Origin of the sequence: Chryseolinea soli, from assembly GCF_003589925.1 — a bacterium.
Taxonomy (GTDB): domain Bacteria; phylum Bacteroidota; class Bacteroidia; order Cytophagales; family Cyclobacteriaceae; genus Chryseolinea; species Chryseolinea soli.
The window spans coordinates 3,461,583-3,484,951 of the sequence record NZ_CP032382.1; the positions used below are offsets into that span (position 1 = coordinate 3,461,583).

The window sequence follows — 23,369 nt, forward strand, 5'->3', positions numbered from 1 at the left end:
GTTTCTCTAATGTGTGCAACGAAGCATGGAAAACGGAGACTGAGTTCTGCGTTAACTTTGTGGCTCTTTGCGTCTTTGCGGTGAAATTGAAATCGCCCGAATGGATAACCGAAGAACTAATTCCCCAAAGGCTTCATATAACTAATCCCCACAATAAGGGCCCGGTTAGTATTATTCGTATCGTCATGCGCATTCTTCTGAAGATCCAACACCCCCAACTCATACCGGAGGTCCAACGACAAACTTCCATTCTTCAAAAAATACTCCAACCGTCCACCCACGTTCGGACCGAAGTCAAAGCGTTTCGTACCGGTCTGCTTAAAGTCGACGTTGTCGGCCCCATCGGGATCGAACCCTTTGGTTTTGTAGATGCCGTTCAGCCAATAGGCCGTATAGATCCCCATGTTGGCATGCAGCTTGAAATTTTTTAGTCCCGGCATGATGAAGGTATAGTCAACCATGATCGGCACCTCCAGGTAATGGGCCTCCAATTTGTCGGTGATGGTGTTGCACACTTTGTGATAATAGCCTTTCTGGATATAATGAAAGTCCAGGGCGAGACCAAAATGCGTCCCCAACTGTTTGAACGACGTGAAGCCGAACGTGTAGCCGATATTGGAGGCTTCCTTCCACGGCGTTTTGGTTTTATAGTTGGAGAAGGTCGGTCCGGCTTTCACACCGACGTACCAGATCTGCGCAGAGGCCAGCGAAGCGGAAAAAAGAAAAAGGATCAGTAATGCTATTCTCATGGTCGTGGCTTAAAAAGGTTCTAAAACATATTCGAATTCATCGGGGCCGGTCTTGTTCACATCGCGCTCGATGACGAGCACGATCTTCCGCGGCGTATACGACTTGATGATGTACGGCTCCGCGATGCCTGACTGCGGGGTCAGTGTCAGCACCGTGTTGTTGTTGCCGATGGTCCAGATGCCGGTGTCGGTCACACCCGTCAGGTTGACCCGGTTGAAGTTAGCCGTGGGCGCCGAAGTGGGATTGGGCATGATGAGCGTGAGCTTGTATTTCTCCAGGTCGATCGACGTGTCGAGCACACCGTTGGCGTAGATCTGCGTGAGCCGCCACTCGCCCGACAGTACACACATCTTGCTGGGGCAATCGGGTATGTCTCCGCCGCCACACGACATTTCGAGGACCAGGAAGACAAGGACAGTTATTTTGACAAGTATAGATTTCATAGCGTGATAATTGGCTGTGAGGTGCTGGATTAGTTGACCTTGATAATTTTGTGGGCCTGCTTTTGTGCGCCGATGTCGATCATGAGCACATACGGACCTGCGGGCAAGTCGCGCAAAGACAACACGTGTTCCTGGCCGCTGCCCTGAATGACTTTCATCGGCCGGCCGGTGATGTCGTTGATGGTGAACGTTACCGACGGTGCAGCTTCTTTCAGGTGCACGTTCAATTCGTCGCGTACCGGGTTCGGGTACAATGACCAGAGGCTTTGTTTTTCCGCGCCCGTGATGAGATACGTGTAATCTATGGATCGTCCAACGCAGCCAAAGTATGTTACTTCGACAGCGTACACGGCGTTTTCATAGACGTTGATCGGCAGCGTGGCGGTTGTAGCACCGCTGATCGCGACATTGTTCCGATACCACTGTATGGTGCTTCCCGCGAGCGGGGTGGGGGTGGTAAGGGGGGTGCCGTCTGCTGAAGAATTGATCACCGGTGCGGCCGGGCAGATGCCGTATTCGCCATAGTTCTCGCGGTTTTCAAGGCCGAAGTAGTTGATGTAACCGCCGATGTAAAGTTTAGTAGGTGAAAGGGTGATGGACTCGACGTCGTAGCCTCCCTCGCCGCCATCGCCATTGTCGGGCACCCAGTTGTTGAGTGCGCCGGTGGCCAAAGAGAAGGAGCACAATCCCGGCCGATTCGAAAGCGATTTTCCAACGTAACTGAAATATCCAGACACGTACAGATCGGTGGCACTCAAGGCTACATCGGTAACCCGGCCGCCAAAAAGGGTGTCCCAAGGAAGTGTATTTCCCGTGCTGAGATCCAGCGCGGCAATGCCCGCGTCCCGAACCTGTCCGCCGATGCCATTGGCAAAATCGCCCACGACGTAAGCAGCATTGGGAGCCACTCGGATCTTGCGCACCTCGCCGTTGCTCTTCGGTGCCCACGGCAATACCGAACCACTGGTGGCATCGATGGCCGCGAGATTGCCGCGCGCATTGTTGCCCCCGACGAGACTAAAGGATCCCGCAGCATAGACGGTGTTGCCTACGATGTCGATGGAGTTCACGACTTGATCGATGGTCTTGCCATCGCCAACGGAGGGGTTCCACGCATTGGCTGCACCTGTGGTCAGGTCGACCGCCGCAAGACCAAAGCGTACCGTGTTGGCGTTGTTGACCGACCTGAACCGGCCGGCCACATACAGCAGGTTGTCTTTGATGCGAATGTTGTAGACCTCCGCGTTAGGATCTCCGACACTCAGGCCGTCGACCGACGGATCCCATGGCAATAAAGCGCCGGTGGTGAGGTCGAATGCAGCCAAGTTGTTGCGTGTAGCCCTGCCGATGAGATTGAAGCGCCCGCCGATGTACAGCTTATTGCCGGTTACAGCGATGGTGTTGATGTTGCCACCGCCACTCAGGTCGATGGGAAACGGCCATGCCTCGTGCGTGGCATCGCTCAGGAGCGCGAAGCCGGAACGGTCGAGCCAGTTGAAGCCATTCATGTAGCCGCCTACGAAGACGGCCGACGCTGTGGGCGCTATCGCATTGGTATAGGATGTGTTGGGTCTCGGTGCCCAGTTTGTAACGTTCACGGTGCTCACATTAGAGATATCGACAGCCGCGGCGCCATAGCGCTCAACCCCAGCGACATAGTCAAAATAGCCGGACAGGTAAAGGGTGTTGCCGGAAAGGGCGAGCTTATAAATGGATGTGCCCGCCATCGCAGGGTCCCAGGGTAGCAACGAAGCTTTGCCCCTGTCGAGCGCCACCAGGGTGGTTCTCGGCGTGCCGTTGACGGTGTCAAAATACCCGGCAACGAATACCACATTGGTTGTGACCTCGATGTCGTATATATAAACTTGGTAAGGCGTGATCGAGAGCTTGGCATCCCAGCCCGTAAGGGCACCGGTGGTGATGTTAAACTGGGCCAGGGAGGCGCGCGCCACGCCACCCACCGTCAGAAAATAGCCCGCGATATAAATATTGCTCGCATCTATTTTGAGGGCGTACACATAGGGTGTCGATGAGCCCGCCAGGACGGGCGCCCAACTTGTGGCGACTCCGGTCGATGCATCGATGGCTGCCACGCCTGTCCGGGCGACGACGCCAATATTACTGAAGTATCCGCCTACGTATACCGTAGTACCCGTTACGGCAAGGGCGTAGACAACATTGTCTGGTGCGGGGTTCCAGGCGTTTAGTGCACCCGTAGTGGTGTTGAACGATACCAGGTTTTTCCGGCTTTGTCCGGCAATGAGGGTGAAACTTCCTCCGACATATAAGGTGTTGCCGCTGAGGCTGAGCACTTGCACGCCACCATCGGGATTGGGCTTCCACGTCCGGTCGACGGTCTTGTCGCTCTTGATGTGTGCCAGGTGTTGGATGCGCACGGTGTCGATCGCTTCAAAATATCCTGCGATGTACCATCCACCAGATCCATCCGAAATTGCCTCTTCCACGGAACCGTGCACTTTCGGCATCGCCGTATCGACCGCTCCGGTTGTCGGATCGGTAGCCACGCCACCGCCCTGGTATGGGCCGACCTGGGTGAAGTACCCGGAGAGCATAGTATAACCGTTGGAATATTCAACGCGGTTGACACCACTGTTGGGGATCCAATTATCCTGGAGGTGGTCCCCCGATTGCGCCAACAGGCGGAAGGTGAAAAACAACGCGGCCAAAAAGGTGACAAGCCTTCTTGACGTGGGAGTAGCGGCAGTCATTCGGAAAGGGTTTAAAACAAGTTTGAAAGTTAAAAAAAATTGCCAGCGTCGCGAAATAATTTCGACCAGTGTACGTTTCGTTGCATTTCCTGAAACGGGATTGCTAGAGCGCCTCACGTTTTTCCGTGATCAATAAAAACTTTGAATTGGGATGGACGTTGAGCCGAAGGGTGTGCGATGCCGGCGGGCCGTGAAATTCGGCCCGTCGTTCGGGCCAGACCGCGCATTTTTTTATGCGTTGCCGTGCGGCAGAATAGCCCGTGCCTGGGGTAGGGATATGGCAGTTTTTTCTTTAGTTTTGCGACACTGATAATAAATGGCACAAAACACCTATAAGTCAAATACATTTAAAAAGCCGGAGAAGGAAAAGAAGGGGAAATCGTCCTCAAAAACTAAAATATCACTCGGATTTCTGAAGGATCCCCGCTTCAAACTGGCGGTCGGATTTTTCCTCATGATCGCCGGTATCTACCTGTTCCTGGCGCTGTTCTCATATCTTTTCACCGGGCAAGCCGACCAAAGTGTTGTGGAGGCGCACGACGCGTCTGTCATCGAGGCGGGCAAGGAGGCGGCGAACTGGTTGGGTCTCTACGGTGCCATCACATCGCATTATTTTATCTTCCGGTGGTTCGGGATCTCCGCGTTCTTTATTCCGCCATTGCTGTTCATCATCGGGTTCAAGATCGTTTTCAACCGCGAATTGCTGCGCATTTTCTCATTTTCCATTTTATCGATCTTCACGGGCCTCTGGCTGAGCCTGTTGCTGGGCTACATGACCATGATCAACGACGGCGTGAGCGAATGGAGCTTCCTGGGGGGCGGCATGGGCTATTACCTGGCCGTGTGGAGCGATGGCATGTTTGGTTGGGGAACCTTCCTGATCCTGATCCTCAGCCTTTTCATTTTCATCATCTTCTACTTCAACGTCACCGCCATCCCCCTCTTCGTGAAGGACCCCAAACCCATGGGCAACGACGCGATCCTGGACGACGAGAAGGAAGGGGAAGACCCCCTGTTTTCGGCCTATACCGATGATAAAGACAACTGGCCCGACCAGGTAGAGCCCAAAGTGGAGGCTCCTCCCAAACCGATTGTCCCTCCCAAGCCAGCCGTTGAAGAGGTTCTGGCCATGAACGAGGTGAAGCTGGACATCGAAACGCCACTGCCCCCTAAAAAAGAAACCAAAGCGGCCGAACCGGTCTTCACCGTGGAAGAAACCGCCGACACCGAAAAGCTTGCCGAGCAACTGGTGCAGGAGCAAGGCCTCTACGACCCGACCCTGGATCTGAGCGGCTTCAAATTCCCGCCCCTCGAATTGCTGAACGAATACGACGCGGGAAAAGCGGGTGTCACGCAGGAAGAACTCAATCAGAATAAAGATCGTATCGTGGCCACGCTGGTCAACTTCAAGATCGGCATCCAAAGCATCAAGGCCACCATCGGCCCCACGGTGACGCTCTATGAAATTGTGCCCGATGCCGGCATCAAGATCTCGCGCATCAAAAATCTGGAGGACGATATTGCCTTGAGCTTGTCGGCCCTCGGCATCCGGATCATTGCGCCCATTCCCGGTAAAGGCACCATCGGTATCGAAGTCCCCAACAAGAACCGCGAGATGGTGGGCATCCGCTCGGTGTTCGGCAGCCCGGGATTTGCCAAAACCGACAAGGAACTGCCCATTGCGTTGGGAAAAACCATTTCCAACGAAGTGCTGGTGATCGACCTGGCCAAAATGCCCCACTTGCTGGTGGCCGGTGCCACAGGGCAAGGGAAATCGGTGGGGTTGAACGTCATTCTCACCTCCCTGATCTACAAACGCCATCCGTCGCAGTTGAAATTTGTACTGGTGGATCCCAAGAAGGTGGAAATGTCGGTCTACAGCAAACTGGAGCGCCACTACCTCGCCAAGTTGCCCAACAGCGAAGAAGCCATCATCACCGACACGCGCAAGGTGGTGCACACGCTGAACTCGCTCTGCATCGAAATGGAAAACCGCTATGAGATCCTGAAAGATGCGGGAGCGCGGAACCTGAAAGAATACAATGCCAAATTCGTGTCGCGCAAGCTCAACCCGAAAGAAGGCCATCGTTTCCTGCCCTACATCGTGCTGGTGATCGACGAGCTCGCCGACCTGATGATGACGGCCGGCAAGGAAGTGGAAACACCTATTGCCCGCCTAGCACAGTTGGCCCGCGCCATCGGCATCCACCTCGTGGTGGCCACGCAGCGGCCTTCGGTGAACGTGATCACCGGTGTGATCAAGGCAAACTTCCCGGCCCGCTTGTCGTTCCGCGTAACGTCAAAAGTGGACTCGCGCACCATCCTCGACGCCGGCGGTGCCGATCAGTTGGTGGGACAGGGCGATATGCTGTTGTCGTCGGGCTCGGATGTGATCCGTCTGCAGTGCCCTTTTGTGGATACACCTGAAATTGAGAAAGTGGTGGAATTTATCGGTGGCCAGCGCGGTTATGACTCGGCTTATATGCTGCCGGAATACGAAGGTGACGAAGAATCGGGACCGTCCAGCGTGGACCTCTCGGAGCGCGACGCGCTGTTCGAGGAAGCGGCAAAACTCATCGTGGGGCATCAGCAGGGCAGCACGTCGCTCATTCAACGAAAATTAAAGCTTGGCTATAACCGTGCCGGTCGGTTGATCGACCAATTGGAAGCCGCAGGGGTGGTGGGACCGTTCGAAGGCAGCAAAGCCCGCGAAGTTTTGATCAAGGACGAGCTCAGTTTGGAACAATTATTGAACACATTGAAAGAAAAACACAGTCAATCTTAACTTTACGCAGTTTTTTAAGTTTTAAAAGAAATGAAAAATTTGATTTTTGCAGGCTTTTGCCTCCTTTTGACCGTAAATGTCTTCGCCCAGTACGACCCCAAAGCGCTGGAAATCCTGGAGGCCATGAGTAAAAAATACAAGTCCATCCCCGCCTTTGAAGCCAACTTCTCGTACGTGCTCACCAACGACGTGGAAAAAGTGAACGAAGAATTCAAAGGCAAGCTCACCGTGAAAGGCGACAAATTCCGCATGGTATTGCCCGAACAGGAAGTGATCAACAACGGCGCAACCATCTGGACCTATTTGCCCGAAGCCAAAGAAGTGAACATCGACAACTACGACAAGAATTCAGACGATGTGAACCCCTCCAAAATTTACGAGATCTACAAAAAGGGCTTTAAATACCTCTACCTCCAGGACAAAACCGAAGGCGGTGTGCTTTGCGAAGAGATCGACCTGGTGCCCGAGAAAAAAGATGCTCAGTATTTCAAGGTAAAAATGTTCATCAACAAAAAAGACAAGAACATTCAAAGCTGGACCATGTTCGACAAAGGGGGCAACAAATACAAATACACCATCACCAAATTCGTTCCCAACGCCAAAGTGGAAGACAACCTCTTCACCTTCGACCCCAAAAAATACCCCGGCGTGGAAGTGATCGATCTTCGATAAGTTTCGATTTAAGCCCATATAAAAAGAAGCCATCCTCATCGATGGCTTCTTTCGTTTAAAACAACCCTAACTTTCTTAATTTAGCGCCGTTCAACCCCGGTACTATGGATCGCGAAGCCCTATTCCAGCAAATCAAAAAGAAAAACTCCTATCTCTGCATTGGCCTCGACACGGACCTCGAGAAAATTCCCCAACATTTGCGCTCCACTGCCGATCCGATATTTGAATTCAACAAACAGATCATCGACGCCACGCACGAATACTGCGTGGCCTACAAACCTAACATCGCCTTCTACGAAGCGCTGGGCCCCAAGGGGTGGGAGAGTCTTCAGAAAACGATGGACTATATCCCGAAAGGCCTCTTCACCATCGCCGATGCCAAACGCGGTGATATCGGCAACACCTCGGCGCTATACGCCCGGACTTTTTTTGAGTACTTCAACTTTGATTCCGTGACCGTGGCCCCCTACATGGGAGAAGACTCCGTGAAGCCGTTCTTGTACAAAGACAAGTGGGTGATCCTGCTGGCCCACACCTCCAACCCTGGGAGCTCCGATTTTCAGCTGATCGAATCCGTCGTGACCGGCCGCAAATTGTATGAAGAAGTATTGCTGAAATCGCAGCGATGGGCCACACCCGACCAGCTCATGTATGTGGTGGGCGCCACGCAAGCCGAAAAAATGGAAAGCATCCGCGCCCAGGCGCCGGAACATTTCTTTTTGGTGCCGGGCATCGGCGCGCAGGGCGGCGATCTGAAAATGGTGTCGCAATATGGTATGAACGCCCAATGCGGACTGCTGGTGAATTCTGCCCGCGCCATCATCTATGCCTCCAATGGTCAGGATTTTGCACAACGTGCCCGTCAGGAGGCTGTCAACGTGAGAGACGAAATGGCGCGACACTTGCAGGACTACTACAAATAAACAGTGGCCATACCGTTGTTTTTGGAACGAGAAAATAGTATACTCGTTTCTAAATCGTTGTGTCGTGACCGAATCATTTTTACACTACCTGTGGCAGTTTCAGTATTTTGATAAGACAGAACTGCGCACCACGCAAGGCGACGCCTTGCAGATCTTTCACCCCGGCCAAAAAAATACACATGCAGGTCCGGACTTCTTCAACGCCCGGCTGAAGATCGGCGCCACCGAGTGGGTGGGCAATGTGGAGATCCACATCCAGGCCGGCAGTTGGATGGAGCATCATCACCACGCGGATCCCGCCTACGAAAACGTGGTGCTGCACGTGGTGTGGAGCAACGACAAGCCCGTGATCCGCAGCGACGGCTCGCCACTGCCTGCGCTGGAACTAAAACATCGCGTGGATCACAAGTTGTTGACCGATTTCAGGCAGCTGCTCCAAACGCCGGGCACGATTCCCTGCGCACCGCAGTTGGCGGGCGTACACGACCTGGTGAAGATCTCCATGCTGGACCGTGCACTCATGCACCGCCTGGAAGCCAAGACCGCCGTAATCACCGATCTGCTGAAGCGCAACCGCAACGATTGGGAAGAGACCTGCTATCAATGGCTCGCGCGCAATTTTGGGTTTAAAGTGAACGTGGATCCTTTTCAGCAACTGGCCCGGGCGTTGCCCCTTCGCTTGCTGCGGAAACACCGCGACCATCTCCTCCAGATCGAAGCCCTGCTGTTTGGACAAGCCGGATTTCTGGAGGCCGACGAAACCGACGACTACTTTTCAAAATTGAAACGCGAATACGATTTGCTGTGTCACAAATACCAATTGTGGGGTAAGCAGATGCAAAAGGCCCAATGGAAATTCATGCGCCTGAGGCCCGCGAATTTTCCGACGCTGCGAATCGCCCAATGTGCTTCCCTCATTCATCACCGGCCCAAACTTTTCTCCAGTCTCATGGAAGCGGAGACGGCGAAACAATTGGCAGAACTTTTTTCGGTGTCGCAATCGGACTACTGGCAACGTCACTATCAGTTTTTCAAGGCCTCCAAGGAAGCGGTGGCCAACATCGGTGTGGCGAGTGTGGGCAACATCATCATCAACACCGTGGCGCCGCTGCTGGTGGCCTATGGAAAATCGAAAGATGAAAACCTGTATGTTGACCGGGCAGTCGCTATCTTGCAGCAGGTTCACGCAGAGGCTAACCAGATCATCCAACAGTGGAAGAACGTAGGAATGGCGTGCAAGACAGCGTTCGATTCGCAGGCCCTGGTGGAGCTCTACAACAACTTCTGCCTGAAGCGGCGGTGTTTGGAGTGCAGCATCGGGGCGTCGCTGGTGAAACCGGGACGGCCGGCGTGAACAAAACCGGGGTTGCTACAACGGTCGGGGTGTGCCTGCAGGGTAACGCGATTTATTTTTACAAGACGAAATGGACGTTTTCTTTGCCATCATCAATGTAGGATTCCTGCTCTTCGTGGCGTTCCGCCTGTGGCGAAAAGAACCCGCCATCTTGAAGCCTTTCTTTTGGCCCGGGCTCATCGTGAAGTGTCTTGCGGGCATAGGCCTGGGGGCACTTTATAAATACCACTATGGTCTGGGTGATACGCTGGCCTACTTCAATGACGGTACACACCTGGCGGACCTGGCCCGCACCGATCCCGCCACCTATCTCCGATTTCTTTGGAGCGGCGATGAAACTTTCCCCGTGTGGAACACCCTGAACCTGCAGGAGCCCCGCGCCTTGTTCATGGCCAAGATCACCAGCATCGCCAACCTCTTCACCCACGACAACTACTGGGTGACGTCGCTGTATTTTTCGTGTGTGGCGTTCTTTTCTTCGTGGCTGCTCGTGAAGGCGCTTGTGCAAATGCAGGCGGCATGGCGAAATGCGGCCGTGTTTGCGCTGCTGTTCTTTCCTTCCGCGGTGTTTTGGAGTACAGGACTGATCAAAGAGGGAATCGCGATGGCTTGTCTTTTTTATATCACCGTCATTTTTTTAAAACTCTGGCAACGACAGCGTGTAGCCTGGTGGCAAGGTGTGGTCGCGGGAATCTGTCTTTGGCTGGGATGGGGATTAAAATACTATTACCTGGCCATTTACCTGCCAGTAACATCCAGTGCGCTCGTGGTCCAATTCCTGTTCAGCCGCTTGCAGGTTTCTGTCGCCGTGAAGGGTATGTTGTGGGTGGTGATATTTGTGATCCCGCTCTGTGTGGCCACCCTCATTCATCCGAATTTCTATCCCGAGCGATTCCTTGAGGTCATTGTCTCCAACTATGAAGCCTTCCACTCCATTTCGCAGCCGGAAGACGTGGTGGAGTACCCCGGCCTGCAGGCCACAGCATCGTCTATGGTGATCAATGCGCCGCGCGCCTTGGTGGCGGGACTTTTCAGGCCCTTCCCCTGGGAAGCCGGCAACGTGCTTCAGACGGCGCTGGCCTGGGAAAACGTGGGCTTGCTCATCCTGGCTGCCTTCGCTTTAACAAACCTCCGAAAAGGGTTGGCGTCGCCACACCGCATGCTGGTGGTGTCGATCTCATTGTACACCGTGTTGTTGTGCGTATTCCTGGCCTTGTCCACCCCCAATTATGGCACCTTGGCGCGGTATCGCGTGGGCTTTCTTCCTTTTTTTGTTTTGTTGATATCGATTGAAAATCCCGTCGTGAATCAAGCCGCGCGTTTCATAGAAAGATCATGGGCCCGCCTTGTTCGGTAGGGCAGCGGACTCTACCTTTGCTGCTCGCAAAATACGTATGGAAAATCCCGTCATCATCCTTGGTGCAAATCCCTTAGGGCGCCAAGCGAAAGAGATCCTCGAAAGCAATGGCAATGTGGTTTATGGTTTCCTGGACGACAACAAACAACTGCACAATACGGAGATCGACAACATTGTCGTGCTGGGCAGCACCGACGACGACGGTTTCCTGAAACTGATCGGAAAAAAATGTGAGGCCTTCGTGGCCGCGGACGAAAACAAGCTGCGCAAGAACCTGGTGGCTATGCTGCAGGAAGTGCGCCATGTGCAGCCTATCAACGTAGTGCCCAAAGCGGCCGTGTTGCCACAGTCGCTGGAGATGGGGCATGGAAATTTCATTGATAACGGCGCGATCTTTGGCGCCGGCGCCGTGATCGGGCACCACAACATCATCAACGCGGGGGCTATTGTGGGCATGGAAGTGAAGATCGGCAATTTTGTGCAGGTAGGTTCAGGTACTGTGATTAATCCAGGGACGGTCGTGGAGGATGAAGCGTTTATCGGCTCGGGAGTGACTATTGTGGGCGGCATCACGATCGGCAAGGGCGCACGGGTAGGCGCAGGGTCGGTGGTTGTGGCACCCGTGAAGGCCGGTGAAACAGTCTTTGGCAATCCCGCCCAAAAAATAAAGGCGTGATCATACTGAAAAAAATTTTGGGATGGGTGGTGATCGCCGTGGGCTCGATCATTTCGTTGATTTCGATCGTCGCGTTTTTGAAGGGCCTCGAGGGACCTTCTGAGAGAGGCATTCATCTTGTTGAAACCATCGTTGGCAAAGGCATTGTTGTCATCGCGTGGGGTGCAGCGTGTGTCTTCATTATCCGCCTTGGTATAAAGTGGACAAAAGGATCGTAATATGCCCATCTCCGAAACAGATCTCATCTTAAATAAGGATGGTAGTGTCTACCACCTCAACCTGTTGCCCAAACACATCAGCGACACCATCATCACCGTGGGCGATCCCAGCCGCGTGTACCGCGTGAGTCAATATTTCGACGATGTTGAATTTGAGATGAACAAACGCGAGTTCATCACGCACGTGGGCAAATACAAAGGCAAGCGCGTCACCGTCATCAGCACGGGCATCGGCACCGACAACATCGAGATCTTTTTCAACGAACTGGATGCGCTGGTGAACATCGACCTCAAAACACGCGAACCCAAACCGCGCCGCAAGCGCATGAGGATCATCCGCATCGGCACATCGGGCGCCCTGCAAGACGATATTCCCCTCGGTGCACACCTGGCCACCGAATATGCGGTCGGGTTCGACAACCTCATGAGCTTCTACAACCTGGAGAACGACGGATTTGAAGAAAGCATCGCCCGCGACATCCAGAAAAAACTAGCGCTCCCATTTTCGCCTTATGTAGTGAAAGGAGCGCCCGCGCTAAAACAACATATCGCCGCCGACATGATCACCGGCAACACGATTACCTCACCAGGCTTCTATGCGCCACAGGGGAGATCGCTGCGCATCCCCATCAAGTATCCCAAACTGCTGGAAGACCTGACGCGCTATCACAATAAGAGCAACGATTTTTGGCTGACGAATTTTGAAATGGAAACGGCCGGATATTATGCGTTGGCGCGGCTGCTGGGACACGATGTGCTGAGCGTGAACGCCATCATCGCCAACCGGGTGAAAAACAAATTCTCAAAGGATCCGAACAAGGTGATCGACGCGTTGATCAAGAAAGTGCTGGAGAGAATTTAGGAGACGTTGTTTTGATCCCGGAACAGGCATCGAAACGTGAATGAATTATTGAACAATGGCTGCCGGCATCACCGGCGGCCATTGTTGTTATTAGGGCTAGAGTTCTAAAATGACTTGCCTTCGTGTCGCTCTTCTGTGAAGCGCACGCCCCGATAAGCGACGTCGGCAAACGCTAAATATTCACGGAGCTATCCATCCGCATAATGTGCTTGGCAGCAGCAAAGGGCTCGTTGTTGTAGAAGCCGGAAAGGATGCGGTGGGCTATTTGTTCGATGATGAGCTCATCATCAGTCTTGCCTTGCTTGCCTTGCCAAAAAATGCGATTGGGATGGCGTTTCATGTCTTCCACGTAGCCTTTCGCGCGGTTGTATTGATCATCCGTGAAGGTGATTGTGAAGCAGGTTCTTACTTTTTGTGTGTCCATAGCAAGTAGAATTTTACAATAGTTGTGCCAGTTGATTTTCGTAATAATAATACAGAAAAACGATGCGTCAGGTCAAGTGTTTGACCGCGAACGGGCATAAGTGTTCGCCGTTGGGAAGCGGTGTTTTTTGGTGTTGAACGGCCTACCCCGTTCGAGGGTAGGCTGCGTTTTGTGAGGTGGTTTTGCTTTCGGCATAGGCATGGATGTCGGTGGGGTAAGGTGTGGCGGCGAGGTGCAACCATGTTTGAAGGAACGTTGAAGGAATTTTTTTGTTGGTGGGACACCAACAAAAGGCGGGAGGTCAGATAACAAATTCGGTCAAGGGTGAGGGGTGGTCAAAACATAACTCGAGACGGCGGGCGGGCGGTGCGTCTACCCGGCGGAGGTGGCCAGAACGGCCAAAAAGGCCTTTTTTTGGGGTCCGGTGGCCGTATTTTGCGGCCGTGAATTCGGCTGAATGGGTTACCTTTGTGGCCAAATGAGAAACTGCACCATCTTTACATTGTCCAACGGCATGCGCGTTGTACACCAATATATTCCGACCACGGCCATTGTGCATTGTGGTATTTTCGTGGGCATTGGCAGCCGCGATGAACAGATCGCCAACCAGGGCATCGCTCACTTCTGGGAACACATGGCCTTTAAAGGCACCCGCAAACGCACTTCACTCGACATCATCAAAAGCCTCGACTCCATCGGAGGTGAATTGAATGCGTTTACCGACAAGGAAAAGATCGTTTTCTATGCTTCGGTGCGCAAAGAATACTTTGAGCGCGCACTCGATGTGCTGACCGACATCACCTTCCACTCGACCTTCCCCGAAAAGGAACTTGAAAAAGAACGCGGTGTGATCCTCGAAGAGATGGCCATGTATTTCGACAGCCCCGACGATTCGCTCCAGGACGAATTGGAAGCGCTCATCTTCAAGGATCATCCCATGGGGATGAATATCCTGGGCAATGAACAGACCGTGCGCGCCTTCCGGAAAAAAGACTTTGTATCGTTCTTTGCTGACCATGCCGACAGCCGGAAAATTGTGTTCAGCTGCATTGGCAACATCACACTCGAAGAAGTGGAGCAGCTTGTAAAAAAATACCTGGAGCCCAAGCCCCGTCTCAAGGCCAGCGCCACGCGCAAGAAATTCACGAAATACAAACAAGGGGAGAACAACCTGAAGCGCGGCGTGAAGCAAACCCGTTGTGCCCTCGGGCGAACGGCCTATCCACTGCTAAACGAAAAACGCATACCCCTTTATTTGATGACCAATATTTTGGGCGGACCGGGAATGAACTCCCGCCTGAACTTGTCGGTGCGCGAAAAACATGGGCTGGTCTATTCCATCGACGCGCAATACCTGGCTTATGCCGACACCGGCATGTTTGCGATCTACTTTGGCACAGAACCCAAACAAGCAAAAAAATGCCTCACTTTGGTGCGCCGCGAGATGGACAAGCTGTGCGACAAGAAACTGAGCGCCCGCGAGCTGGCGTCGGCCAAGGAGCAGATCAAGGGCCAACTGGCCATGTCTGAAGAAAACAACCTGGGGTTGATGATCATGATGGGACGAGCCGTCATAGATCTCGACAGAGTGCCGCCTTTGCAGGAGACGTTCGACAAGATCGAGGCGGTGGATGCGTTAACCTTGCAGACCGTAGCCCAGGAGACCTTTGACCCGCGTCACCTGAGCTACCTCACCATGGAGCCCGATCTGAAGTAAAAAGAAATACCCTCTCCCAATGGAATTTATAGACGAGAACATCCAGCGCTATGCCGAAGAACACACCACGCCGGAAAGCGCGTTGCTGAAACGCATCAACCGTGAAACGCATGCCCAGGTGCTGCGGCCCCGCATGCTGTCGGGGCACATGCAGGGACGCTTCTTGTCCCTGGTCAGTCATATGATCCAACCCAAGCGCATCCTGGAGATCGGCACTTACACCGGCTACTCTGCGCTGTGCATGGCCGAAGGACTACACGCCGACGGCAAGATCATTACCATAGACATCAACGAAGAGCTGGAGACCCGTGTGCGGGCCTATTTCAGCGAATCGGGCATGAACGCCAAGATCGACTACCGCGTGGGCGATGCGCGCGCGATAATTCCAACGCTGAACGAAACGTTCGACCTGGTGTTTATCGATGCCGATAAAGAGAACTACGCCCGCTATTTCGACCTGGTGTTCGACAAAGTGCGCATAGGCGGTTTCCTGTTGGCCGACAACGTGCTGTGGAGCGGCAAGGTGTTGCAAGGCAACGTGGACAAGGACACGAAGGCGATCATCGACTTCAACGCGAAAATTCAGAACGATCCGCGCGTTGAAAACGCACTTCTTCCGTTAAGAGATGGGATTTTGACAATAAGAAAAGTATCTTTGTAGAACGGTTTGATCATGAGAATACTATTCGCGCTATTTTTTGCGACCTGTTTTACAGTCGCCGCGCAAACACCACAAGTTCCGCATAAGATGGAATTCGCCGGCATGACGCTCACGATCCGTGACGATGCCCGACGCGAGATCCAAAAGGACGTGGATGCGCTTACCGCTTCACCCCGCCATCATAACATCAAGGTGGAACGGGCCAAGACCTACTTCCCGCTGATCCAAAAGGTGTTCGAAGAGGAGAACGTGCCCGACGATTTCAAATATCTCGTACTGCAGGAAAGCGCGCTCATTGCCGATGCCGTGTCGGTGTCCAATGCTGTGGGCTTCTGGCAATTCAAAGAGTACACCGCCCTGGAAATGGGTTTGCGTGTGGACAAGGAGATCGACGAGCGGCTCAACATCGTCTCATCCTCGCGCGCCGCGGCGCGCTATATCAAGAAGAACAACTTCTTTTTTAACAACTGGGTCTACGCCCTGCAAGCCTACCAGATGGGTGCAGGAGGTGTGATGAAGACCGTGGATAAAGGAGAAAGTGGTGCCAAGAGCATGGAGATCAACAGCAGCACCTACTGGTATGTAAAGAAATTCCTCGCGCACAAAGTAGCTTTTGAAAATGCCGTGAAAGGCGAAGGCGAAACGAAAGTGGTGCCCTATGAGAACCGGAGCAAGAAAAGCCTGAGCGACCTGGCCCGCGAAGTTTCCGTGAACGAGACCGAACTGGTGCAGTATAACAAATGGGTGAAGAAAGGCACCATTCCGGAAGACCGTCAATACATCGTGCTCATTCCCATGAAAGGCGACGGCAAGCCCTTTAAGCTTCCGGAAACAGCTGCCGGCACGGTGGCTTCCGCACAAGCCGGGGCGGCCCCGGTTGCGGCCGGAGCAGCCATCGCCAGCAAGGCCACGCGCATCAAGATCAACGGCATCAACGCGGTGAAGGCCGTGGCCGGCGAGAACGTGACCCAATTGGCCACGCGCGCGGGAGTGACTGCGAGTGAGCTTGCAAAATGGAACGACATCACGATCACCACGGCCCTGGTGCCGGATCGCTATTATTTGTTGGGCAAGAAACGCGCCCGCGGAACCGAAGCCTACCACAAAGTGCTGGTGGGCGAAGACCTCTGGGCTGTGAGCCAGCAGTACGGTGTGCAGATGAAAAAGCTGCGCCGCTACAACCGGCTGTCGTCGACCGAAGCGCCGTTGACGGCGGGCACCACGCTCTGGCTGGCGTCTATGAAGCCAAAAGATGCTGATAAGATGACGCCGCCGGCCGAAGTGGTACAAGTAGACAATGGCCAGACATTTTCGTGGGGTGCTTCCGGAGAGACGGAACCAACGGTATCGGTAAAGCCCGCGGCGGCCACGGTGCCCCCTGCAACTGCCCCGTCAGCCACAGGAACAACATCGTCGTCGACTCCTTCCACAACGCCTGCGACAGGCCCTGCCATCGCCCAGGTGTCAACCGCCACCGTTCCGGTAGAGAAAGCCCCGGAACCGAAGGATTCAGTTCAAAACATACAGCCAAACGCCCCGGCTGCCATGGCTCCTGATACAGCAACACAACAAACTATCGAAGTTGTCGTTCCCGAAAACAAAGGAGAACACATCGTCAAGCAGGGCGAAACCCTGTATGCCATCGCCAAACAGTATAACGTGGCCGTAATGGACCTGGTAAACTGGAACAAGCTGAACCTGCAGGAAGGCATAAAACCGGGTCAGGTGATCAAGTTGGTTGATAGTCAGCCGGTTGAGGTCGAGACGCCCGTCGCGACCCCAGTCAAGGAGATCGAACACGAGGTAAAATCCACCGATACGCTCTACAGCATCGCCAGAAAATATAACGTAACGATCAAGGAACTGATGGAATGGAACAATAAAAAGGACTTTACCTTGTCCATTGGCGAGCGGCTGAAAATCAAGAGTAGGTAAATTGCGGTTTTTTTACGTTTTTAGATAATTTATTACCTGACTTCATGAATTTTACGGAACCCATGCCGGATATTCTAACAAAAGGATATTTTTGTGATTCGTGGAATTGAAAGTGAGGCCTGATTTACTGATTATTGATGCAAACTGATACAAAAGCCATTGACTTAGTAATGCTCGTTGATGATAATGACACTGATAACTTTATCAGTAAGCGTATCATTGAGATTACCAAGTTTGCCAAGCGCGTGGAAGTAAAAGGTTCCGGCAAGACCGCGTTGGATTACCTACGCGAGAACCAGACCAATGCCGAAAATCTACCCAGCCTGATTTTCCTGGACATCAATATGCCCATCGTGGATGGCTTCGTATTTCTCTACGAGTTTGAGAAGTTCAACGAAGTGGTGAGAAACAAGTGCAAGGTCATCATCCTCTCCAGCTCCGACAACAAACGCGACATCGACAAGATTGTGAACAACAATCACGTGATCAAGTTCATCACCAAGCCGCTCACCGAAGTGGCCCTCGACGAGATCAAGCTAAACAATATCTGATTTTTCATTGTTTGGGTTTTTAACGCTACTTAGTAGTTTTGTCAAAAACCCACTGTTATGAAAAAGACCCATACCCTCCTTTCTGTCCTTGTTGCTTTATTCTTACTGATCATCGCCCCGGGTTTGCAGGCTCAAGTTGTGAAGCCTGATTCGCTCACACACTGGAAGCGGAAGCTGTTGTTCAATATCAACCTAAACCAAGCTTCATTTTCATCTAACTGGAAGGCTGGGGGTACGAACTCCATCGGTTTGAACGCCCGGTTCAACTATAAGCTTACCTACAAACACGGCCGGAACGGCTGGGAGAATGAGATCGATCTGCTCTACGGTTTTGTGAACAACGCGGGGCAGGGTTATCGCAAAACGGTGGACCGCATTTTTATCGACACCAAGTATGGTTACGAACTCAGCAAGAACTGGGGTTTGTTCTCTTCGCTCAACTTTATCTCGCAGTTTGCCCCAGGATACAAATATGAGAAGGACGCCAATGGCGTAGAGCAAAGTATTTTGATCTCCGATTTTCTGGCCCCCGGCTACATTACTTCAGCCTGGGGCTTGGAGTATCACCCGGTGGATTATTTTAAAGTGCGCATTTCACCGTTTGCCCCCAGGGTGACCATTGTGCGCAACTCCGAACGGTTTATTCCTTCCGTAGATCCCGTAAAACCCTATGGCGTAACGCCGCCCGACCAAACCCGTTTTGAATGGTTGGCGTTCCAGTTAATGGCCGAGTTCAATAAAGACATCGCCAAGAACATGAACCTGCAATGGCGCTACATCATGTTCGCCAACTACGAGACCCTGGCCTTGAAAACCATCGACCACCGCCTGGAGCTGTTGCTGAATGCAAAAGTGAATCGGTTCATCCAGGTTGGTTTAGGAGGGATACTGCTCTACGATTACGACCAGGATTCTGGCGCGCAGATCAGCCAGGCGTTCAACCTGGGCTTTGCCTACACCTTCCAGAACTACGAGGAACCGAAATAATAGGATAGACGTCCCAACAGCCATATTGGAGAGGCCTGAAATTTTCAGGCCTTTTCTTTTTGATAGCGCGATAATTTTAACTTGCATAAAAACCATCGCCCCATGTCAAAAGAAAATTTCATCGCCGCCATCAACAAGGCCTACACCACGTCGCTTCCCTCTATTTATCTTGGCGCGGGTGTTCTCAACAACGAGATCATCGCGGAAGCCAAAGTGAATTTACCCTTGCGCATGATGAACCGGCATGGGTTGGTGACGGGCGCCACCGGCTCGGGTAAAACACGCACCTTGCAGCTCATGGCCGAGCAACTTTCGGCCGCCGGCGTTTGTGTTTTCATGCCCGATATGAAAGGCGATTTGTCGGGCATGGCCAAAGAGGGCGCGGTCAACGAGAAGATCACCGAGCGCGCCAATGCGTTGGGCATAAAATATACACCCTCCGGATTTTCTGTCGAGTTGTATTCGCTGACCGGAAAACTAGGTGCACAAATGCGCGCCACCGTCACAGAGTTCGGTCCGACGTTGCTCAGCAAAATCCTGGAACTGAACGACACCCAAACCGGTGTGCTGAACATTCTTTTCAAATATGCCGACGATAAGAATTTGCCCGTCGTGGACTTCAACGATCTCAAGAAAGTGTTGAACTACCTCACGGAGGGCCCGGGCGCCGCAGAGATCAAGAGCGACTATGGAAAAATATCCGGCGCCACCGCCTCGACCATCCTGCGCAAGATCGTGGCCCTGGAACAACAAGGTGTCGACAGCATCTTTGGAGAGACCTCGTTCGACGTAGAAGACTTGTTCGAAAAGATCGATGGCCGTGGTGTCATCAGCCTGCTCAACGTGGCCGACATTCAAAACCAACCGGCCATCTTCTCCACGTTCATGCTGTCGCTGCTGGCCGAGCTTTATCAGCGCCTGCCCGAAGCCGGCGACCTGGATAAACCCAAACTCATTTTCTTTCTCGACGAAGCCCACCTGCTCTTCAACGACGCGCCAAAAGCATTCCTGGATCAGATCGATCAAATTATCCGGTTGATCCGCTCGAAAGGCGTGGGCATCTTCTTCTGCACGCAGCTCACGCAAGACGTGCCGCCTTCGGTACTTGCACAGTTGGGTAATCGTGTGCATCACGTGATCCGCGCGTTCACACCCAATGACGTAAAAGCACTAAAAGAAACGGTGAAGACGTTTCCTAAGTCGGAGTACTATGAGATGGAACAACAGTTTACGCAACTGGGTACCGGGCAGGCTTTCATCACGGTGCTCAATGAGAAAGGCATTCCCACCGAAACCGTGGTGACGCATTTGGCGCCGCCGGCATCGGTGATGGGGCCGTTGAGCGATGGTGAATATAAAACGCAACTGGAGTCGTCGGACCTGTATAAGAAATACAAAGAGACGGTCGATCCTCAAAGTGCTTTTGAGATGTTGGATGGTCGCATGAAGCAGCACGAAGAAGAGCAGGCGGAGGCAAAGGAGCAGAAGGCACAAGCGAAGACTTCGTCGCGACGGGAGAAATCTACTTTTGAAGAAGTGATTGCGTCGCCGGTGGCAAAGCAAGTAGGGCGCGAGTTGGTGAGGGGGGTGTTCGGGGTTTTGTTTGGGACGAGCACGCGGCGGAGTTCGAAAAGGAGAGGGGGATTATTTTAAGCGCTGGATCAAAACGCGAAGCGCCTTTGCGTTGACTTTGCGCCTTTGCATCTCTGCGGTGAAACCTGAATTCTAAAACTCCACCTGCAACCTGTAATACGTCCGCTCCGACCGCTCACACAAAGGAATAAACTTCGCATAAAACTCCTTCCAATCCTCCTGATGCGTAAGCCTGCACTGCGAAGGCTCCGCTTCCGCGAAGGTCTCATACCCCAATTCCAACACCAGGCTATACGCCGCCCCCGACACATCGGTCAACAAGCGCGCATGAATCTTCTTATCGCGCTTCTGCACGCGTTCCAGATATTCTTTCCACATCGGCACCGCCTCTTTGCTGGCGCCGAACTTGAGGGTGAAGACGTTTCGTTCCACATACATAACAGCAGGAGTTTGGGGTGAGCCAGGATTTTGCGCCGAAACAAGAAGGAAGGCCAGGGTCATGCCCAGGCACGCAACAAAGATCCGTTTCATAGGCAAGAGGTTTGGGTATGACCAATTTACCTAGAAATCAGGGTCCAGCCCAAGTCTTTCTTTCAGTTCCTTCAGGTTGGGATTCTTCTCCACGAGGTAGTCGAATTTGTCGCGGGGCGTGTACATCATTTTCTTCTCCTCCATTTCGCGCATTTCGCCCACTACGAGGATGGAATAGTTCTGTAGGGTGTCGCGCAGGTGGGTGATGAGCTCGGCCCTGATGTTGTTGAGCATCGTGTCCTGGACGGGACTCAACAAATGAACAATAACCTGTGTGCCCCGGAGTTCATAGGGTTGGCTGAGGAGCTGGTATTCGGCCTGGAATTTTTTCCGTTGTTCGGCAAAGGTATTCCAGGCGGCCTGCATTTGCTCGGGTGTGAACGACTGGCTGGCCCTCGATTGGATCTCGATTTGCTGCTCGGCGGTCTGTTCTTGTTTGGGTTCTACCTTGGTGAGGCCGGTAAGTTTTACCGTCGTTTTAGGAGCCGTTTTGAAGCGGGAGCGCTCGGAGTAGTCAGGCTTTTGTGAAAGTCCGGGAAGCGGCGGTGTTTCTGGAGTAGGCGCCGGTGTTTCTTTCGGAGTGGAGGACGATGGTGTTGGACTGGTTTGGGCCGTCGCAGCGGGTGTTTCGGCTACCGTGGGGGGTTCTGCCGGTGCGGCTCCGGGTTCTTCCGGGGTTACACTAATTTTTTTTTTAACCCATCCCCCAGATGGTTCAACTGTTGCAATTGGAGCACGGCTCCCACGTTCGCCATTTTCATGAGCGCAAGCTCCACGGATAGCCGCTGGTTCTTGCTGCCTTTGTAGTTGATGTCGCACTGGTTGGCGATGTTCAGCCAGGTGAGCAGGAGCGAAGGGGGAGAGGACTGCGCTTGTTGCGCATATTTCTTCTTCACGCTTTCGGGCACCTCCATCAGGTTGGTGGTGCGCGCGTCTTGCGATACGAGCAGGTTGCGCAGGTGTTCGCTGAGGCCTACGATAAAGTTGTGACCGTCAAACCCTTTGCGCAGGATCTCGTCCAGCAACAAGAGGGGTTGCGTGTGATTCTGGGTCAAAAGGGCGTCCACTACCTGGAAATAATAGTCGTAGTCCAGGATGTGGAGGTTGCTGAGGGTAGCGTTGAAGGTGACGCCTTTGCCGGAGGAATAGGTCACCATCAAGTCGAAGATGGAGAGCGCATCCCGCAGGGCGCCGTCGGCTTTTTGTGAGATCAGGTGGAGGGCCTCATCCTCGGCGGGGATGCCTTCGCGTTGCGCGATCTTTTTGAGGTGATGCGCGATATCGCTGATCTGTATGCGGTTGAAGTCGAAAATCTGGCACCGCGACAGGATGGTGGGGATCACCTTGTGTTTTTCGGTGGTAGCCAGGATAAAGATGGCATAGGAGGGCGGCTCTTCCAGCGTCTTCAAAAAGGCATTGAAGGCGGCGTTGGAAAGCATGTGCACCTCGTCGATGATATAGACCTTGAATTTTCCAAACTGGGGAGGGTAGCGCACCTGGTCGATCAGGTTCCGGATGTCTTCCACCGAGTTGTTGGAGGCGGCGTCCAGCTCAAAGATATTCAGGGAGTTGGTTTCAGCCTTTTCTTCAAACCCGTTGATGAGGCGGGCAACGATGCGGGCACAGGTGGTTTTGCCCACGCCGCGAGGGCCGCAAAACAACAGCGCTTGCGCCAGTTTGTTGTTGTCGATGGCATTTTTGAGCGTGGTGGTGATGTGCTCCTGGCCCACTACTTCGTCAAACCCCGTGGGGCGGTATTTCCGTGCCGATACGACAAAATTCTCCATCGGCCGCAAGATAACAGGAACATTGTAAAGTTGACAAGCGCAAAAAATTTTTATACGCAAACCAACCAGGACCCTCTCCGTTATTAAACGGCAAGGCAACACCCGGGCCTTTCATTCGTTCATTTCGTTTGGGTGCGGATGAAAGCCTTGATCTTGCTGAACAACTGTTCGGGGACGCGGAGGCAAAAATAATAGAATCAAGGGATGTCGATAAAACCGGCATGTGTTGTAGTTTTGGACTGTGGGCCATAGTTCGGTCTACCCCCCCCTCAACTGCATTTCTGATTGTTCCCCCAAGGTTAGCAGTTCGACGATTGTATCGACAGACATTTTGGAATAAAACGATATGGATTCCCGAATTTAAATTTTCAAGGGAAACCATCTTCTTGTCGCATCTTCGTGTCTAAGGAAAAA

At 52.9% G+C, this 23,369-nt stretch carries 21 protein-coding genes; 14 read left to right on the forward strand and 7 right to left on the reverse strand.

Features of this window, described 5'->3' with window-relative positions; all coding sequences use genetic code 11:
• Positions 1-116: 116 nt before the first annotated feature.
• Genes D4L85_RS14905 through D4L85_RS14915 form a run of 3 tightly spaced genes read right to left on the reverse strand, consistent with a single transcriptional unit; the run spans position 117 to position 3,922 of the window.
• Entirely contained in the window at positions 117-749 is a 633-nt protein-coding gene (locus D4L85_RS14905; RefSeq protein ID WP_119755040.1) for a porin family protein, read from the reverse strand.
• A gap of 9 nt (positions 750-758) precedes the next feature.
• Positions 759-1,193: a hypothetical protein gene (locus D4L85_RS14910; protein ID WP_160143741.1), complete on the reverse strand. Its 435-nt coding sequence runs from the start codon at positions 1,191-1,193 to the stop codon at positions 759-761.
• Between the two features lie 29 nt (positions 1,194-1,222).
• Positions 1,223-3,922: an outer membrane protein assembly factor BamB family protein gene (locus tag D4L85_RS14915; RefSeq protein WP_119755042.1), complete on the reverse strand. Its 2,700-nt coding sequence runs from the start codon at positions 3,920-3,922 to the stop codon at positions 1,223-1,225.
• A 316-nt stretch (positions 3,923-4,238) separates the two neighbouring features.
• Between D4L85_RS14915 and D4L85_RS14920 the strand changes: the two genes are divergently transcribed.
• The 8 genes from D4L85_RS14920 to D4L85_RS14955 all read left to right on the forward strand — a co-directional run bounded on the left by D4L85_RS14920 (position 4,239) and on the right by D4L85_RS14955 (position 12,769).
• Positions 4,239-6,707, forward strand: a complete 2,469-nt coding sequence (locus tag D4L85_RS14920; protein ID WP_119755043.1) for an FtsK/SpoIIIE family DNA translocase — start codon at positions 4,239-4,241, stop codon at positions 6,705-6,707.
• Between the two features lie 30 nt (positions 6,708-6,737).
• Positions 6,738-7,379 (forward strand): outer membrane lipoprotein periplasmic chaperone LolA1, encoded by a 642-nt coding sequence (lolA1, locus tag D4L85_RS14925; protein ID WP_073137774.1) that lies wholly within the window; start codon positions 6,738-6,740, stop codon positions 7,377-7,379.
• A gap of 104 nt (positions 7,380-7,483) precedes the next feature.
• Positions 7,484-8,302 carry an orotidine-5'-phosphate decarboxylase gene (gene pyrF, locus D4L85_RS14930; protein WP_119755044.1) on the forward strand — a complete coding sequence of 273 codons (819 nt, stop codon included), beginning with the start codon at positions 7,484-7,486 and terminating at the stop codon, positions 8,300-8,302.
• A gap of 64 nt (positions 8,303-8,366) precedes the next feature.
• Positions 8,367-9,656, forward strand: a complete 1,290-nt coding sequence (locus D4L85_RS14935) for a DUF2851 family protein (protein ID WP_119755045.1) — start codon at positions 8,367-8,369, stop codon at positions 9,654-9,656.
• Between the two features lie 70 nt (positions 9,657-9,726).
• Complete coding sequence (locus tag D4L85_RS14940; protein ID WP_119755046.1) at positions 9,727-11,013, forward strand: hypothetical protein; 1,287 nt, start codon at positions 9,727-9,729, stop codon at positions 11,011-11,013.
• Between the two features lie 37 nt (positions 11,014-11,050).
• On the forward strand, positions 11,051-11,689 hold the full coding sequence (locus D4L85_RS14945; protein WP_119755047.1) for a NeuD/PglB/VioB family sugar acetyltransferase: 639 nt from the start codon (positions 11,051-11,053) through the stop codon (positions 11,687-11,689).
• The gene (locus tag D4L85_RS14950) at positions 11,686-11,907 is read left to right on the forward strand and encodes a hypothetical protein (protein WP_119755048.1); all 222 of its coding nucleotides are present in this window, start codon (positions 11,686-11,688) and stop codon (positions 11,905-11,907) included. Before D4L85_RS14945 ends, D4L85_RS14950 begins: the two co-directional genes overlap by 4 nt.
• Before the next feature lies 1 nt (position 11,908).
• Positions 11,909-12,769 carry a nucleoside phosphorylase gene (locus tag D4L85_RS14955; protein WP_119755049.1) on the forward strand — a complete coding sequence of 287 codons (861 nt, stop codon included), beginning with the start codon at positions 11,909-11,911 and terminating at the stop codon, positions 12,767-12,769.
• Between the two features lie 172 nt (positions 12,770-12,941).
• Here the strand turns inward: D4L85_RS14955 and D4L85_RS14960 are convergent, their stop codons facing one another.
• On the reverse strand, positions 12,942-13,193 hold the full coding sequence (locus D4L85_RS14960; protein WP_073137786.1) for a hypothetical protein: 252 nt from the start codon (positions 13,191-13,193) through the stop codon (positions 12,942-12,944).
• A gap of 478 nt (positions 13,194-13,671) precedes the next feature.
• Between D4L85_RS14960 and D4L85_RS14965 the strand changes: the two genes are divergently transcribed.
• From D4L85_RS14965 to D4L85_RS14990, 6 genes are all read left to right on the forward strand, one after another.
• Positions 13,672-14,910 carry a M16 family metallopeptidase gene (locus tag D4L85_RS14965; RefSeq protein ID WP_119758805.1) on the forward strand — a complete coding sequence of 413 codons (1,239 nt, stop codon included), beginning with the start codon at positions 13,672-13,674 and terminating at the stop codon, positions 14,908-14,910.
• Between the two features lie 19 nt (positions 14,911-14,929).
• A complete protein-coding gene (locus D4L85_RS14970; RefSeq protein ID WP_119755050.1) occupies positions 14,930-15,571 on the forward strand; it encodes an O-methyltransferase in 642 nt (213 codons plus the stop codon).
• 12 nt (positions 15,572-15,583) lie between these two features.
• On the forward strand, positions 15,584-17,506 hold the full coding sequence (locus D4L85_RS14975) for a LysM peptidoglycan-binding domain-containing protein (protein WP_119755051.1): 1,923 nt from the start codon (positions 15,584-15,586) through the stop codon (positions 17,504-17,506).
• 137 nt (positions 17,507-17,643) lie between these two features.
• Positions 17,644-18,057, forward strand: a complete 414-nt coding sequence (locus tag D4L85_RS14980; protein ID WP_073137794.1) for a response regulator — start codon at positions 17,644-17,646, stop codon at positions 18,055-18,057.
• Positions 18,058-18,114: 57 nt separating this feature from the next.
• Positions 18,115-19,044: a DUF3078 domain-containing protein gene (locus tag D4L85_RS14985; RefSeq protein ID WP_119755052.1), complete on the forward strand. Its 930-nt coding sequence runs from the start codon at positions 18,115-18,117 to the stop codon at positions 19,042-19,044.
• Between the two features lie 102 nt (positions 19,045-19,146).
• On the forward strand, positions 19,147-20,697 hold the full coding sequence (locus D4L85_RS14990; RefSeq protein WP_119755053.1) for a helicase HerA-like domain-containing protein: 1,551 nt from the start codon (positions 19,147-19,149) through the stop codon (positions 20,695-20,697).
• 72 nt (positions 20,698-20,769) lie between these two features.
• Here D4L85_RS14990 and D4L85_RS14995 read toward each other — a convergent pair whose 3' ends face one another.
• The 3 genes from D4L85_RS14995 to dnaX form a co-directional block, all read right to left on the reverse strand.
• Positions 20,770-21,168, reverse strand: coding sequence for a hypothetical protein (locus D4L85_RS14995; RefSeq protein WP_119755054.1), 399 nt, complete (start codon positions 21,166-21,168; stop codon positions 20,770-20,772).
• Between the two features lie 30 nt (positions 21,169-21,198).
• Complete coding sequence (locus D4L85_RS15000) at positions 21,199-21,534, reverse strand: hypothetical protein (RefSeq protein ID WP_119755055.1); 336 nt, start codon at positions 21,532-21,534, stop codon at positions 21,199-21,201.
• A gap of 311 nt (positions 21,535-21,845) precedes the next feature.
• Positions 21,846-22,955 carry a DNA polymerase III subunit gamma/tau gene (gene dnaX, locus D4L85_RS15005; protein ID WP_119755056.1) on the reverse strand — a complete coding sequence of 370 codons (1,110 nt, stop codon included), beginning with the start codon at positions 22,953-22,955 and terminating at the stop codon, positions 21,846-21,848.
• Positions 22,956-23,369 lie beyond the last annotated feature (414 nt).

Bases quoted from the DNA above. Each gene is read 5' to 3' on its own strand.
- D4L85_RS14915 (WP_119755042.1), bottom strand. From the start codon at position 3,922: ATGACTGCCGCTACTCCCACGTCAAGAAGGCTTGTCACCTTTTTGGCC.
- D4L85_RS14975 (WP_119755051.1), top strand. From the start codon at position 15,584: ATGAGAATACTATTCGCGCTATTTTTTGCGACCTGTTTTACAGTCGCC.
- D4L85_RS14965 (WP_119758805.1), top strand. From the start codon at position 13,672: ATGAGAAACTGCACCATCTTTACATTGTCCAACGGCATGCGCGTTGTA.
- D4L85_RS14990 (WP_119755053.1), top strand. From the start codon at position 19,147: ATGTCAAAAGAAAATTTCATCGCCGCCATCAACAAGGCCTACACCACG.
- D4L85_RS14945 (WP_119755047.1), top strand. From the start codon at position 11,051: ATGGAAAATCCCGTCATCATCCTTGGTGCAAATCCCTTAGGGCGCCAA.
- D4L85_RS14910 (WP_160143741.1), bottom strand. From the start codon at position 1,193: ATGAAATCTATACTTGTCAAAATAACTGTCCTTGTCTTCCTGGTCCTC.
- D4L85_RS15000 (WP_119755055.1), bottom strand. From the start codon at position 21,534: ATGCAGGCCGCCTGGAATACCTTTGCCGAACAACGGAAAAAATTCCAG.
- D4L85_RS14940 (WP_119755046.1), top strand. From the start codon at position 9,727: ATGGACGTTTTCTTTGCCATCATCAATGTAGGATTCCTGCTCTTCGTG.
- D4L85_RS14955 (WP_119755049.1), top strand. From the start codon at position 11,909: ATGCCCATCTCCGAAACAGATCTCATCTTAAATAAGGATGGTAGTGTC.
- D4L85_RS14960 (WP_073137786.1), bottom strand. From the start codon at position 13,193: ATGGACACACAAAAAGTAAGAACCTGCTTCACAATCACCTTCACGGAT.
- D4L85_RS14995 (WP_119755054.1), bottom strand. From the start codon at position 21,168: ATGAAACGGATCTTTGTTGCGTGCCTGGGCATGACCCTGGCCTTCCTT.
- D4L85_RS14985 (WP_119755052.1), top strand. From the start codon at position 18,115: ATGAAAAAGACCCATACCCTCCTTTCTGTCCTTGTTGCTTTATTCTTA.
- pyrF (WP_119755044.1), top strand. From the start codon at position 7,484: ATGGATCGCGAAGCCCTATTCCAGCAAATCAAAAAGAAAAACTCCTAT.
- D4L85_RS14980 (WP_073137794.1), top strand. From the start codon at position 17,644: ATGCAAACTGATACAAAAGCCATTGACTTAGTAATGCTCGTTGATGAT.
- D4L85_RS14905 (WP_119755040.1), bottom strand. From the start codon at position 749: ATGAGAATAGCATTACTGATCCTTTTTCTTTTTTCCGCTTCGCTGGCC.
- D4L85_RS14970 (WP_119755050.1), top strand. From the start codon at position 14,930: ATGGAATTTATAGACGAGAACATCCAGCGCTATGCCGAAGAACACACC.
- lolA1 (WP_073137774.1), top strand. From the start codon at position 6,738: ATGAAAAATTTGATTTTTGCAGGCTTTTGCCTCCTTTTGACCGTAAAT.
- D4L85_RS14920 (WP_119755043.1), top strand. From the start codon at position 4,239: ATGGCACAAAACACCTATAAGTCAAATACATTTAAAAAGCCGGAGAAG.
- dnaX (WP_119755056.1), bottom strand. From the start codon at position 22,955: ATGGAGAATTTTGTCGTATCGGCACGGAAATACCGCCCCACGGGGTTT.